We start from the raw sequence: 15,693 nt of genomic DNA on the forward strand, positions 1-15,693 counted from the left end.
CCATGCAAGAACATGGCCGCCGACAGATTATTTCACTTCTTTAAAACCAGCAGCAGCCATGACCAGTTCAATCTGCTTCATGCTGACACCTTTGCTGGTATCTTCATCACCCATCTTGATACCGGAAATGCCCTGCAGGGCTTTCAGATCAACTTTTTCCATATCGATATTTACATTTTCCTGCGCGTAAGTATCGGTATAGGTTAATTTTTCTTCAACGCCCGGAATGTTTTTGTATTTGGCGCTTAATGGCTCAAGTTTCTTAGCTGCATCTTCTTTGGTGGTTGCACCAATGGTTGCAAACTGAATTTTGGTTTCTGAAGATTGCTTAATCACTTTGTCGCCTTTGTAGACATAAGTAATGGCAATTTCAGTACCGTTCAGGTTAGCGCTAAATTTCTTAGATTCTTCTTTGTCACCGCAGCCTGCGAGAGAGAAAACCAGAACAGATGCAACAACGAGGGAAAACAGCTTGTTGAAAGCCTTCATGTAAAACTCCATTTTATCAAAATCAGGAAACTGGTGACTCTCACCAGGGCGCTATAGAATATGCTTTATACCTTGTTTTGAGCAGTCCGGAAATGGAGTAGAACTCTTAATAAAAAGCATCTTTCCCTCCTTGTTACTCAAGCATCAGTAATAACTGCTCGCAAAGTAAAACACAGTTATTCAATGCTTCTACCCTTGAATCGCATTCCGGGTTACGCAATTGTGCCAACACATGCGCCAGCCGATAAAAACCCACTGCGGTAAGTTCATTCGCCAGCAATTCGGCCTGACCAATAGCGCTTTGTTCCTGATAGTGCCAACCGTTATGTAGCAGTTGAATGAGCAATGTCTGGCAGCGCATCAGCAACTGATGCGCGGTGGATGGCGCAGGAAGAACGTTGGCAGAAGGTAGTGCTGCAACAGGCGCAGTTTCAGCGTCCAGCGCCCAGGCGCGGGTTAGCGTCATCATTACCCGCGGCTCCAGCGTTAACTGCCCGTCGACAAAACGGACAAACCCAGAAACCAGATTCACGGGATCATCCGTCTGCTGCAAAAGCGCCGCCATGCGTTCAACCGCAAAGGGGGCACAGGCAGAGGCTGGCAGCGATAACGTCAGCACATTATTTTCACCTTCGCCGCTAATTACCTGCGCATCCAGCGTCTGGCGGCTGCTGTCCCATCCCAGCGAAATACACTCCGCCACCGGCAGAATAAATAAATTATCCACCTGATTAAGCGGCCGGACGCAGACTGGCGGGCGCAGGTGTAAGTATTCCCGCAAAGCTTCAATGCCGGGCTGGCGCAACGGCGCCCCCAGCATTTGCCAAGCATCAGGCGACAGTGGGACAACACTGCTTAAGCGGTTGCGAGTAGCTAACAGCAGCTCGCCTTCGGCACTGCGACGCGCGGCTTGTGAAACAATTTGCCCACCTGCCAGTGCGCCAGCCTGAAAACTAAACAGCCGACGTGTGGCTGCCGGTGAGTTTTCCTGTTCGCTTCTCGGCCAACTGCGCGAAAGGTGCAAAATACTGCCGGTGTCGGGATCGGTGAACCAGATGCGTAAACCATACTGCTCAATATCCTGCCAGCAACGCATACCTAGCGACACCAGCCGCAGATGATCAAGCTTTGCTTCTCCGGCAATGCCTGCGCCAACCACCGTGCGCCACGGCATGGGAGGAATTTCACCAACACTGTCGCGGCGTGCCATTTCTTGTGCACTGTTCAAGCGACTGGTTAACGCCGCAAGCTGACGCAAGCATTCTCCGGCGTAGTAGTGGCTGGCGCGGGCGTGGAAGGCATCAACGCTTGCCCGTAGCTGTCGTATTGATTCACTCACCCAGCGCCAGTTGCAGGTCTCTGCCGCCTGCAATGCGCGGTTGAATGCTGCCTCGTAATGGATGAGCGGCTGGCTGATACCGCCAAGCCATAATGCCTGGCTTAATTGCTGAACATATTGACGGCACGCGTTGCCCTCGTTGCTGGCAAATGGGTCATCATTCGCGGCAACTTGCTCGCTGCGCATCTGCCAGATCAAATGGGTAAATTCTGTTTGCTGCGCTTTGGCCTGGACAAAGGCCTGTACCGCCAGCGCGACATGTTCGCAAAGTGTTCCTTCAATGCAATCACAGCGCGCGAAGCGAATACTGCTGCGGGAATAAAAACGGACGTCACTCATTGGTAAGCGAGCAGAGGGAATCTCTCCTGGCGAACAGAACAACTCAATGGTGATGCCTTTAGCGACCAGCGCCTGTGCGCGTTTACGGGTGGCATCGGGTAGGGTTGCCAGCTCTCCCAGCCAGATTGCTGGATCCCACTCTTCTTCTTTTTCCGTGGGCAGGGCGGTAGCGCAAAGTCGTTGATAACTTAACACCAGCATCACGCGATGGCGGCACATGCCGCTGGCCCCGCAGCTGCACTGAGCCTCTTTCAGTGCCTGACCGTTCGTCAGCTGGGTACGGACACCGTCACTGAAGGTGGCGATTAAAGCGCCGTTCTCATGACTGATTTCTGGAACATTGCCATTTTCCAGTTCCTTAAGGCTGCGCTTAACAAAACCGGCATTGCTTAACGCCGTCAGTGCCTGTGGTGTCAGTTCTAATAATTCCGGGCGTAGTGAATTCATGATTGAAGATTCTCCGCCAGCCAGGTCGCCAGCTCGCCCGGCGTCATCGCGGCTATTTGTGCGCCGACATTAACCAGCGCCTGGGCCATATCGCGGTCATAGCAAGGTGTTGCGGTGCTATCGAGCGCTGCCAGTCCCAGCACTTTGATGCCGCTCTGGACACACTTTTTCACCTGATGCGTCAGCAATGATGATGAACCCCCTTCATAAAAATCGCTCACGAGGATAATGACGCTTTTTGCTGGTTGTTCAATAAGTTGCCGACCATACTCCACGGCACTGGCGATATTGGTCCCGCCGCCTAATTGTACTTTCATTAATAACTCTACCGGATCGGCAACGTCGGCGGTGAGATCAACCACGCTGGTGTCAAAAGCGACCAGATGGGTACGAATGCCGGGTAACTGCCATAAACAGGCCGCCATCACCGCAGAGTGGATCACCGAATCGACCATCGATCCGCTTTGATCGACCAGTAAGACCAGTTGCCATTGTTCACTGTGGCGCTTAATACGGCTGTTAAAGCGGGGGGATTCGATATACAACTTGCCGTGTTGTGGGTGCCAGTGTTGCAGGTTGGCGCGCAGAGTACTTTTGAAATCGAAATTACGCGCCAGTGGAATAAATGAACGGCGACGGCGATCGCGGACACCAGAAAAAGCCTGACGAACTTCCTTTGCCAGTCGCGCCATAATTTCTTCAACAACCTGGCGCACTATCCGGCGGGCGGCAACCAGCACTTCAGGATTCATCAGATGTTTGGTGTGCAAAACGGCGCGTAGCAGGCTTTCAGAAGGCTGCATACGTTCCAGCACGTCGAGATTCGTCACCACATCTTCAATGCCGTAGCGCAGCACGGCATCGCTTTCCAGCCGCTCAATCACCCGTTGCGGAAACAGCGTGTGAATACTGTTGATCCACTCAGGCGTGGTGAGATTTGAGCTACCCAATCCACCGGAACGTTCACCACGCTGGATCCGTTCAGGATCGCGCCCGTACAGCCACTCCAGCGCGTGGTCTATTTGTCGGGCGTTGTCATCCAGTCCACAAAGCGTCGTTTCTGCCGCTTCGCCAAGAATCAATCGCCAGCGTTGTAGCTCACGGGTGGTCAGAAGATCGTTCAGTTCAGACATGGAAAACTCCCCAGTGTTGCAGCGATGCCAGTGCCTGCTGTTCGAGTTGTTGATGATGTGCAATGGCTTGCGGTGGGCAATGCAACGGCATTTGCAGCGCCGAAACGGGAAGTTGCGCCAGTTGATAATGCTGAAGCACCTGATGCGCCAGCGTCCCGCGTTCTCGTGGCGGTAGCCAGGCCATCGCCGCGCGTAAATCGGGCAGGGCGTTGATAAAATCGGCGTCACTTAGTTGATTTAAATGACTGCTGAAACCGGCGATAAATGCAGGCTGACAGGCCAGTTGATGGCGGGCCAGCGCCAGCAAACCGTGCAGCGCCTCGCCGGATTGTGCCGGAGATAACTGCGTCAGCATCGTCAACGCCGCTTCGGCACTGGCGTTGGGATGTTCCAGACGCATCAGTGCGCCAAGAGCCGCACCGCGATCCAGTGCCGGGGCATGAATCGCCTGACTGCGGCGCTCCAGTAAGGTCACCGCCGCAGAAAGAGAAACGCCGGGGAGTTGCACACCGCTATGTAGATCGCGCAGGATATGACACAACGCTTGCCAGCTATGCAGGTGAGCGTGAAACTCCTTTTCATCCGGTCTTCCGTTAGATTCACACAGCCACAGCGTGCGATCGATAGCCGCGCATAACGTCGTTTGTAATATCTGCGCGCCTTGCATACCGCTAATTTCATCCAGCCGCCATAAGGCATATAGCACTTCCAGCGCCTGGCCCATTTCGGCAAATTGATTTTCCTGGGCGATTAATAATGTGAGTTGCTCCAGTAATTGTTGACTGAAGGACGCCAGACCCGCTAACGCCGCCTGGCTAAGACATGTGGTGATACTGCCGATTCCACCCGCGTCCAGCATATCGGCTTCTAATTTATTGCGTGCGGCTTCCTGGAGTGTGGCACCAAAACAGGCGGCCTCAATCAATGCCGCATGTTGGCTAAGCGGGCGGGTTAATTTCCACTGTTCTTCACCATTGCCTGCGAGCGTCAGCGTACTTCCGTGCTGGCGCACAATGCCGGGAATCTCGAGTATTGCCAGCCGATGTAACACCTGACTTTGTGCCAGCCCATCGGAGGTAAAGCGATTTAAGGTAAGCTCAGTCGGAAGAGAGATTGCGGTACGTTCCAGTTCGCAGGTGACATCTTTTGGCAGAGGCGGTTGTGGCGTGGAGGGGGCAAGTTTACCGAATCCGTCACCCGCTAATGTGTCTATCAACGTAACCAGAATCGGATCGGTATCGGGATGAATAACTCCGCGATAGCTCCACGGCAACGGCGCGTTCAAGGCTTCTTTAATCAGCGATCCTGCTATAGCATCCAGCCAGTCAGTGCGTAACGGTAGTGTATGACCACGCAACTGTGCCAGAGCCATCGCATGCAGATGAGCGGCAGCCATATCCGCGGTTGAAGCAGGCAAGTGATGCTGGCGCAAACGGGTAAGAACCGTTTTTAGCAGTTGTTCTCCCGCCTGCCGCAAGCCCGACTGCCAGCACCAGTTTTGCCAGACCGGGGCAGGCATTCCTGAATGGTATCCAGCCAGCACATCAAGGCGCTTTTCACTGTATGGCGTGAGATAGCAACCTGTAACGGCCTCATCCTGTGCGGGCAATTCTGGCTTGTTAATTTCCTGCGGGCATTCGCGCCACATTTTTGCCAGTGCCGGAGCGTGCCAGCCACCGCAGACGACTAACACGTCGCCATTGTTTTGCTGCATCGCCCATCCAATCCAGCGGGCCATAAAGGCTTCGCGCTGACGATTGAGTGCATCGCCGGGGAAGTTGCCCCGCAGTTGGGCAAAATAGCGCGCCAGTGCAGAGGGTAATGCAGTTTGCTGGCTTTCATCTTCGAACAAGTGATCCCACAGGGTGTCGCTGTTATCCATGCGGGTGGCACGCAGCAGCAAGGTCTGGCTTTCCTCTTGCGTATCAGGCGAATCGTCCTCTTCTTCACCTTGCGCCCAGCAAGGCAAATCAATGAAGTAAGTTTGTGCCTGAATACGACGTGCGGCTTGTAGCGCCTGCCACTCCGGCGAAAATTCAGCAAATGGCGTCCAGGCACCACGCCCGGGGGCAGCACCGTCCTGATACTGGCAATAACTGTAAATAGCTATCGGAAGCTGGTGGGCTAAAAACAGTTCGTCTACCCGGTCATTAAAATCAGCCGGGCCTTCAATCAACACATATCGTGGTCGCTGGCTTTCGATTAACGATTTCACCAGCCGGGCGCAGGCCGGACTATGATGCCGGATGCCGACAATTAACGGCTCGCTCATGCTCTTTCCTCACGGCAGGCGGTGGCGAGCTTGATAATAAGCCTGCCAGTGAGCTTCTTTATGTGTGGCGACACGCTGTTCGAAGTAACGGCGCAGACGAGCGCGATCTTCTTCGTTATCTTTGACGATGGTTCCGGCAATACAGTCCACCAGGTCGGCTGGCTCCCCCGCGCGATTCGCTAAAAACCAGGCGCGGACGCCCACAGCGTGGGCCACGTTCACGGCTTCAGCAGTGGACATAATCGCTGTTAGTGTATCCATTGACGTTTTCTTTTCGCCGTTGGCACGCAAGTCGCGGAAAGTGCGTACCAGTAACTCCAGTACCGCGTCAGGCACTTTATGCGGAATACCGCTATGGGCCAGCAAACGCGCCGAAGCACTGGCGACCAGCTCCAGCTCCTGGGCGAAATCCATAATCGGAAAAACCGTTTCAAAATCGAAGCGACGCTTTAGCGCGGCACTCATTTCATTGACGCCGCGATCGCGGGTATTGGCAGTGGCAATAATATTAAAGCCTTCTCGCGCATAGAGCTGACTGGCTTCACCAGTGAGTTCCGGCACCGTCATCACCCTGTCAGAAAGCATACCTAACAGACAGTCTTGTACTTCCAGCGGTGTACGCGTTATCTCTTCAAAACGGACAATTTTGCCGTCGCGCATTCCCTGGTAAAGCGGGGCAGGGACCAGCGCTTCCGTTGACGGGCCATGGTTGATAAGCAGGGCGTAGTTCCAGCCGTACTTGATTTGATCTTCGGTGGTAGATGCGCCGCCCTGGATGGTTAACCCGGCATCGCCGCTAATAGCGGTTGCCAGTAATTCAGACAGGAGAGATTTTGCGGTGCCGGGTTCTCCCACCAACATCAAACCGCGTCCGGTGGCAAGAGTGACTAACATACGTTCGACAGCGGAGGGACTAATCACGACTTTACGGCTAATATTTTGCGCTTCGTCGCCAAGGATAAAAGCACGGGCTGCAGGCAAACTTAACTGCCAACCGGGCGGGCAAGGTGCGTTATCATTTTGCTTTAATTTTGCCAGTTCAACGGCGTATAACACAGCAGCAGGCGGACGCTGCAGATGATTATTCTGCGGTGACATATATTCATCCCTGAAATGTATTAAGAAAATAAACGATATTTTACGCGCAATAAATGTTTGGCGCATTAGTTGTTTGAGCGGAAAATATCTGGAAAGCAGATCACAGTAAATAAAAAAACCTGCTGGTGAGGCAGGTTCTTTTATTTACTACTTTGATGTTAAGTTACTGATAGTGCAACATGGCATCTCAACGAACGAATTATAACCACCTCTGGACCGTGTTGCAATTAAGATAATGAGATTTATAATCCTGACTGTTGGGAAGTTGCGCCGGATCGAACCAATTTCAAGTCCTGGCTACCGGACGGGTGGTGCCTCAGGTGGTGCCCTGATCCGGAGTGCAACATGGCGACTCAACATACGTAAACCAGTATCGACAGGCAGTGTAAGGGTAAGGTACTGGTGTTGCGCTCCTTAATAAGGAGAGCGGATGGACACGCTGACACAAAAGTTAACCGTGCTCATTGCCGTACTGGAGTTATTAGTGGCTCTGTTACGGTTGATTGATTTGTTGAAGTAACGGGCAAATTGAAACGCATTTAAGGGGGAATACCGTTTCCCCCTTTAATAAAGCTATACTCGTCATACTTCAAGTTGCATGTGCTGCGACTGCGGGTTATTCGGCCCATCCATGGACCTCACCCCTTACGGGGCCGCTACAAGTAGCGTTCAAATCCGCTCCATGCGGATTTGTCGTTCACTCCAGTCACTTACTTTAGTAAGCTCCTGGGGATTCACTCGCTTATCGCCTTCCTGCAACTTGAATTATTTAGAGTATATTTTTCTATTTGTCGGTTGAATATATTTTGTAGTTCACGATTAAAAATTGCTATTACCGTTTCTGGTGATTCACCTCGTAATTTTCGCTCATCAATACACTCATCTCTTATATAAATCAACGCATCATTTATTAGCGGGTCGGCATCATTAAATGTTGGACGTAGCCGGAATCGTTCCAGTCGATAGACGAAACCTGTAAATAATTCAGAGCATTTATGGATCTCAAGTCTGAAGGAAAAAGGATCTTCAGGTACAGGAACCTCATAATCGTAAATAGCGACCAGCTCTTTTGGCACGATCATCGCTTTTCCCGGTGGTAAGTCGTGTTGATAACGGGCAGTTGCATCACTGCCCGCTGTGTGTCAGTGGAAAATGACATCTGGCGTACTTAACGCCTCACTCAAATCAAACACATCAAGTTCGGCAAAAGTGACGGATTTATTGTCACGGTACACTCGAAGAGAACGGAAGCTCATCAGCGCTTTGCTATCAGCACTGTAGTGGTTAAAACCGGGTGAAAACTTAAGGACCAGCCGGTACGCGCCCAGGTCATAGACAAATGCGTCCTCATAGCCTGACTCCCAGCCTTTGTATCGCATTCCCATTAGTTGCCCAACGGTGGCTGATTTTCCCTGCCAGCGGGTTAAATTGTTGCTTGCCGCCTCTTCTGGCGTGAGCAACACCGTGCGCCGCGCCAACTGGCGAAAAGGCGGCATAATTTCGTAATCGGCAAAAAGCTGTGCAAATTCACTGCGCATTTCTGCTGTCATTTCTAACGGGTGGGCAATGCCAATCAGAGCGTCCGCAGGCAGGTCAATTGGCTCATCTTGTGCATTGCAGAATTCCCCCTCTGCAGCCACACGAAAGGCGTTGAGTAAACGTCGCGGTTCATTTGCCAGATAAACGCCCCATATCAGTTGCTGGGTAACCAGGCGAGTAAATGGATGATTAACAAAGAGAGAATGAAAATCTGCCAGCGGCCAGCGTCGGGTGGTGCGCAGGGCAGTTTCAAGACGCGGGAGCAGGTTTTTGCTCACCTGAGTGGCATCTTTTTTTAGTCCTTTTAGTCGGGCCAGTGCATCGGATGCTTTTAGTTGGTCGTCATTGGCGCGCAACCGGGGAACACTTTTCTGGCGAACGTTTTGCTGATCGTAGATAACCGGGTTGAGGTTTTCATCGAAGCGAACGGTAAACTGCCGGGGACCAAAATCAAAAATCAACGCCTGCGGATCATCAAGGCCCAGTGATGGGACTAATCTGTCCGCTAACTCTTCCTGGCTTAGCCCGTGATTTTCTGCGACCACCTGAAGGAATTCCGCTGCGTTTTCACGTAAGGGGCGGGATTTCGCCCGTTGCGATATATGATGCAGCTGTATCAGCGCCATATCATTATTCATCAGGGTAAGTATATTCAGACCACTGACAGCACGGGCAGATTTGCCTTCCTGTGGCCAGGCGAGGATCTGTGTCGTCAGATCTCGTGCCGTGCTTTCGTCGCCAAAGAGACTTAACGCCAGAAATGCCCAGTTGTCTTTTGCGGGGGCGCCAGCTTGTTGCCACGCGGTGAAGAGATCCCAGGCAAAAGTGGCCAGCGTTTGCGGTTGGCAGAACGTTTTCAGTTGTTCCAGCCCGCTATAAAAACGTCCCCCCAGGGTAAAGCGCAGCATTTCGCCGATAATTTCCAGAGCGTCATCGGTAACAGGTTGATTATTAGTGATAAGGCGCGGCCTGGACCACATTTGCGGATGCCAGAAATCAGGGGCTTTTGGAATGCGTGCCGGGTAAATTTCTATTGGGCTCTGTTTAAGTAATTGTTCCAGGGCTGGCCATACATATGTACGCTGCCAACGATTGGCTACAGTTTGTAGCAATTCGCAATGTCCCTGTTCATACAGTAAACGAAGGGCTAGTAATGCCGCTTCGCTGTTGTCGCTGGATTTGCTGAAGACAAGAGGGATAAGTGCAGTAGCCGTATGTTCCGGCCATTGTAAAATCCACTGGCGAGCCAGATCACGCTGCGCCGCGAAACGACGCCAGACGCGAGCAATGGGCAGCGCCAGTTCGGTGGCGCCGAAATTTAACATTAACGGAAATGTTTCTTTTGGACGATGCGAAAAAGCCAATAACAAACCGGGTAGCGCATCCAATCCGAGGATACTGAGAAAATAGTCTTCGCCAGCGAACAGGTATTTTTTCTCATTGATACGCAGCCAGAACGTCAGTGCCATCTCTCGTGGCAGCTGTGCCAATAAATACAGGTTCCAGACACTCTTTTCCGGACGATAACGTGAGTAGTTGTCGTTTTCCCATATGTTAATTAACGCTTCTACGTGACCGCTGCGAAGCGCCTGTTCTGCTAATTGTGCTTCCGGGGAGTTCCAGCCATTCAGGATCTCTTCAACCCGCCCCTGGTAGTAATGCCACTGAACAATGAGTGAATTGCGTGCAGCATCCAGTTTTCCGGGGAGTATATAATTCAGAAACAGCCATACATCATCCCCAAAACCCAGTTCCTGTAATACAACTCGCCCACTTTTTTGTTCCATGCGTTCCGCAAGAGATTCCGTGCTGAAATAACGGGCAGACTCAGTGGCCGCAAGCCTCTCTCGTTCGCCTGGTTGCCAGTAAACTTGCGGAGTTAATTCGAGCGGTGCCAAATCAAGACGTGGAGCTGTCATTTTTTTCTTACTACGCCACGGTGGTGAAACGAGGATTTCAGGCAGATTGCTGTTATCGGTGCTATCAATAACCGGTTTGGGCTGTGCCGATAAATAACTATTCAGCACTGTCCGGGCTTGAATACTTAACCATGGCATGACGTCTTCTGCCAGTTGTGGCAGCGATGCCATCAGCGTTTGTAACAGCGTACGCCAGTATTCATCGCGTGCTTTTTGCTGGGCAGGCAGCTTTTTGTCTTCGATGATTGGATAACCAGGGCGCGCAGGTGGTTCTTTTAACGCCAGCAGTTCTGCCAGTGCGGTGAGCGTCGCATGGGGGAAGTTTTTACTGTATTTAGCCACACGTTGCAGACTGGGTTTGTTTTTATCAGCAACTAACAGCAAGGTGCGGATGACCTGCGGATGGTTAATTTGTACCAGTAGACTGCCGCAATCTTCTTTATGGGCATACATTGCCAGGCGCGGAACGGCTGTCAGTCCTTGTTCGCGCAAAAGGGCAGCGCAGGCCGCGTAGCCGAAGTGGTTTTCATGCGACATGTAGCTGGCTTCTCGATCGCTAAATATATCCTGGCTCCAGTAGCGTTCGAGTTTTCTCACCGCTTTGGGGTCAGTAGCAACAACTTTTAACCACTCCTTAGAATGAAAATGAGTCCGCGGGCATTCAAGACCTACCAACTCATTGGCGATTTCTGGTTTTTCAGGGAGGATCAGCGCAATAAAAGGGCGGCGAACTTTGGTGATTCCTGGCAGTGCGGCAATGAGTTTGTCGGCGCATCGCTGCCAGCAGCTTTCCTCTGCCAGAGAGAGATGCTTACGCAGTCGGAGATCGAATTCGTTATAGGTTTCTGAGCGGTAACCATAGCCATAATCCTCGTTCTGATACTGCAATGTGACAACCAGAGGATCACTCTCATAACATCGTGCAATAAACTGGCGTGCAATCACCACCTCAGTCGCATATTCCAGCCCCTCTTGTTGGACGATTTCGTCGAGCAACTGTTGGCTGTCCTTTTGTGCGATACAGGCTAGCGCCGCCATTGTGCGGGCCGGGATCGTGGGTTTGTGTTCGCCGATCAAGTTGATGGCCTGCGTAATGGCGGACTGCCACTCCAGTGAAAAATTTTCATAACGCCAGATAATGTTTTTTTTCTTCTCAGCTTTTTGTAGCAATTCATCACCCAGTGTCTGGATGAGGCTTTCAGTGATAACAGGCACCGGTTCGCCCGGCCAATTGCGATGGCTGAGTGGTGTTTTGCCTTTTTTATATTTCAGTTCCACTTGGGCGTTATCCGCCAGCCACGGTAATTCCTTGTCCATGCTCTTTCCTTATTCAAACAGAGCTTCAATATCGTTAATCAACTCGCTGGCGGTGATGGCATCGAGTACGGAGAACTGCGCTTCCTGAGTTGAATGACTCCCCCAGCCATAGCTTTCTGCTTTGCCTTCCCATAGCCACAGCTTGCTTAAGAGTTGCTCGGCGCTAAGTTCGGCTGGCGACATACCAACAGCAAAGCCTTCATCGATTTCTATGATTAACGACCAGCGGCCCAGAGGTTTGATCATCCAGCCGATCCAGCCACCATCCTGCGGTTCACCACGCACCCAACCTTTATTCGCAAGTCCCATGACCCGACCGCTCGGGCATTTTCTGCCTGCCCAGCGGGTCAATTCGCTGGCATTGTGCTCGGTTTCTGTCAGGGCGTAACTGTTACGGTCGAGCTGGCGGAACGGCGGTAGCAGTTCGTAGTCGGCAAAAAGCTGACCAAAGGTGGCAGCATCCGTCGGTGATATTTCCAGAACGTGAGGAATGCCGATAGAGATATCGCCTTCCGGCAAGGTGAAGAGGTCATCGTCAGCGGTGCTGTAGCTGTTATCTTCCGCCACGCGGAAGCACGCCAGTAGCTGGTTTTCGGCGCTATAAACGCCCCAAATCAGACGGCGGATTAAGTGGCGTACCAGTGGATGTTCAACCAGGAAGAGTTGAAAGTTTTCAGCCGACCAGCGGCGGCGCAGGCACATGGCGGATTCCAGCCTTGCCACCTGCTGGGCAGCAACGGTCCGCGCGTCTTTTTTCAGCAATTTGTAGCGGTTAACAGCCACGTTCGCCAGTGAGTCATCATCGCTTTTATTCGGTTTAGGTAAGTCTTTCAGGCGGCTGCCGGAAACATCGCGCACAAACGGTTTTAAGGTTTCATCAAAGCTGACGGTGAACTGACGTGGGCCAAAATCCAGCAGCAGCGAACCGTTATCATCCAGACCGAGATCGGGCGCTAAGCGATCTTCAAGCTCCGCGACCGTGAGCTCGCGGCTTTTGGCAATATCGGCAATTTTCTCTTTTGCCCGCTCCTGTAATGCTTTGAATTTCAGTTTCTGGGCGATGCCGTTAAGCTGCATCAGGGCGATATCGCTGCCGATAGCAGCGAGAATATCCAACCCAACGGTGGCGCGTTTGTGCTGGGATTCGCCAGGCCAGGCGCGGATTAATGGCGTCAGTTTGCGGGCGGTGTCATCGTTGCCGAGAACACCTAACGCAGTGAACGCCCAGCTCTCTTTCGACGGTGAGCCAGCGGCTTGCCAGGCGGTAAACATATCCCAGGAAAATCCCGCCAGTGAGTCGGCGGTGCAGGCGTCTTTCACCTGCAATAATCCCGGATACAGCGCCTCTTCCTGAGGGAAGCGGAGCATTTCACCGAGGTGGAGGAGGGCGCTATCTGGTAGTGATTGGGCATTTGCTATTAATACCGGGCGGTTCCAGAGCGATGGCTGATAAAAGGCCGGAAGAGTGGGGATTTTTGTCGGGTGATTATCTAAGGGATCGAGCGCAAGCAGAGCGTTCACCGCATCGGTTACTTCCAGCTGGTTATAACGCCGGGCGATTTCTTGCAGTAATGGCTGATGACCGTTTTCAGTAAGCATACGCAAGGCAGCGCGGGCGTTATCCTGGGCTTCACCGGATTTGCCGAGCGCCGAAGGCAGCAGGCCGGTAATGGCATGTTCCGGGTATTTCAGCAGCCAGGTGCGGGCGTCTTGTCGTAGGGTTTTGAGTTTGTTGAAGGCGCGGGCGACGGAAGGAGCCAGCTCCGTTGCGGCAAAATAATCAGCAACCGCAAAACCTTCTTGAGGGTAGCGTGAAAACGAGTGCAGAAAACCACTCATACCTGACAGTCGCAAATAAAGCATGACAGGTTTTATCGCGGTATGCGGCTCTTTACTGAGAAATTCCCATAGCTTAATCGCTTTTTGCATAGGTAAAAAGGGAAGTGAGTTGAGATGCCACTCCCCCTGATACGGTGCATGATGGGCTTTAAACATTTGGATAAGTGTGGCGAAGTCTTCACGTTCCCATGCGTCAATTGCCGACTCAGAAGCGCCGATATATTTATATGTGACAAAATCCCAGCGGCGATAACCCAGTGAGCTAAGGAAAGCTTTAGCACCTTCACCAGGCTTATGCGGCTCCCAGTCCCAACGAGTTTGAAACTCTTTAGCTTCTGTGTCGGTTATTGTGCATACAGATTCGAGGCTAAGTGGCGATAAATCCAACACCGGAATCGGCGATTTTTTCTTTTTCGAAAGCCAAGGAGGAGAGACTACTACGGCTGGCAGTAGATCGGCGCAGGCATGGTTTGACGGTTGTATCAGTTGTTGCTGGCATGATTTCAGCACGGCAACTGCGGGTGTCGAGAGCCAGGGAATGACCTGTTCTGCTAGTGCCGGTTGCGAGATAAGCATCGTCATTAGCATAATGCGCCAGCACTTTTCATCTTTTTGTGCCAGAAGTTCTGCTAATGCCGCCAGCGCTGCGTGTGGGAACGCAGTGCAGGCTTTCGTCATCCGATCGTGACAGCGTTTTGTTTGCCCGGCTACACGTATAAGCAGTGTTAATGCGAACGGATGATTGATATGACGCAACACATCGGCGCAGTAGTCACTTGCGGCATAGGGAGCAAATCGGGGCAGGGCTACAACGCCTTGCTCCTGTAATACGGTGGCTGAGCATATCGCACCACGATGGTAATCATCAAAAATGGCATATGGCTCGTGATATTTTTCTAATAAGGTAAGAATGTGCTCATCAGTCGCCACTATTTTTAGCCATTCAAGCGAGGGTATTTTTTTTTGCACCAGTAGACGCTGGGCAATTTCATGTGCAATTTCTGGATTTTCGGGTAATAGCAAAGCAATTAATGGTTGCCGCCATTCTGGAATATGTGGAATTGCGGAAATAAGTTTTTGTGCACATTTTTGCCAGAGAGACTCTTCCGCCAGCGATAAATGTTTACGTAGGCGTAATTCAAAACTGGAATATTGCTGCAAGTTATCAGGTGCAATGCCAGACGGCAGAATAATAATGATATTATTCGCATAATCCCATTCAATATCAATCTGTTGAAGGTGTATTACTACATCAGTAGCATATTCCAGACCGCCTTCCTGAACGATCTGATCCATAACATCCTCACGCTCTTTATATCTTGTACATTTCATTTCAAGTGCCGTGAGTACAGCCATTACTGGTGGTGGTAACTGTGTTGTTTTCAGGCCGTCGATCTGACTGATCGCCTGGGCGACGGTGTTTTGCCATTCTAAAGAACAGGCGCTGAAGTCAAATGTGGCTGTTTTATTATCCCGTTGCGACACACTACAGGCTAAGCGACGTAATTGGGTCAATTTGTCTGCTTGCTGAACAGGAACTCCGGGAAAGCGACGATGGCTTAACGTGGTGTGTACAACTTCGGGTGGAAAAACGACAGCAATATCTTTCGCCAGCCACGGTAAAACAGCATCTGTATTTTTGTCAGCCGCACGGGTTTCTGCTACGAAAGAGGGTTGTTCCTGAATAATGGTGGATGAGTCCGCTACCTTGAGAGAGTCCGTTACCGTTTGGGAAGGTTGCAAAGAATTATCCTTCGCTTGCTCCACATACCCCTTCTTCACCTTCTCCGCAACCAGCTTCAGTTCCGCTTTTTCCGCCGCCGCAGTATCTGCAAAGCTTTTTACCTGACTTTGCCCGTTGGTGCCGACTTTGCCCCAACTGATATGCAGCTCGTTTCCCTGCTGCTCCACCGCCCAGAATTTATGTGATTTTTCGTCCTGATAAATATAGGTTTTCATTGC

8 protein-coding genes and 1 pseudogene are annotated in these 15,693 nt (G+C 51.6%); all 9 read right to left on the bottom strand.

From position 1 onward, the window contains the following. Positions 1–27: 27 nt before the first annotated feature. The gene (locus tag FEK42_RS01770; protein ID WP_130207020.1) at positions 28–489 is read right to left on the bottom strand and encodes a YehR family lipoprotein; all 462 of its coding nucleotides are present in this window, start codon (positions 487–489) and stop codon (positions 28–30) included. 133 nt (positions 490–622) lie between these two features. Next, entirely contained in the window at positions 623–2,614 is a 1,992-nt protein-coding gene (locus tag FEK42_RS01775; protein WP_135492786.1) for an SWIM zinc finger family protein, read from the bottom strand. Beyond that, complete coding sequence (locus tag FEK42_RS01780) at positions 2,611–3,747, bottom strand: VWA domain-containing protein (RefSeq protein WP_135492785.1); 1,137 nt, start codon at positions 3,745–3,747, stop codon at positions 2,611–2,613. Before FEK42_RS01780 ends, FEK42_RS01775 begins: the two co-directional genes overlap by 4 nt. Next, complete coding sequence (locus FEK42_RS01785) at positions 3,740–6,019, bottom strand: DUF5682 family protein (RefSeq protein WP_138211715.1); 2,280 nt, start codon at positions 6,017–6,019, stop codon at positions 3,740–3,742. Before FEK42_RS01785 ends, FEK42_RS01780 begins: the two co-directional genes overlap by 8 nt. A gap of 9 nt (positions 6,020–6,028) precedes the next feature. Further along, a complete protein-coding gene (locus tag FEK42_RS01790; protein ID WP_001313986.1) occupies positions 6,029–7,117 on the bottom strand; it encodes a MoxR family ATPase in 1,089 nt (362 codons plus the stop codon). Between the two features lie 539 nt (positions 7,118–7,656). Continuing rightward, positions 7,657–7,728, bottom strand: a pseudogene (locus FEK42_RS22900) (hypothetical protein); the annotation flags it as partial. Positions 7,729–7,851: 123 nt separating this feature from the next. Next, positions 7,852–8,199, bottom strand: coding sequence for a hypothetical protein (locus FEK42_RS01795; RefSeq protein WP_135407329.1), 348 nt, complete (start codon positions 8,197–8,199; stop codon positions 7,852–7,854). Between the two features lie 60 nt (positions 8,200–8,259). After that, positions 8,260–11,892: a DUF4132 domain-containing protein YehI gene (gene yehI, locus FEK42_RS01800; protein ID WP_138211716.1), complete on the bottom strand. Its 3,633-nt coding sequence runs from the start codon at positions 11,890–11,892 to the stop codon at positions 8,260–8,262. Between the two features lie 9 nt (positions 11,893–11,901). Then, positions 11,902–15,690, bottom strand: a complete 3,789-nt coding sequence (locus FEK42_RS01805; RefSeq protein ID WP_138211717.1) for a WGR and DUF4132 domain-containing protein — start codon at positions 15,688–15,690, stop codon at positions 11,902–11,904. Between the last annotated feature and the right edge of the window lie 3 nt (positions 15,691–15,693).

It is taken from the genome of Escherichia sp. E2748 (genome assembly GCF_005781125.1).
GTDB lineage: Bacteria > Pseudomonadota > Gammaproteobacteria > Enterobacterales > Enterobacteriaceae > Escherichia.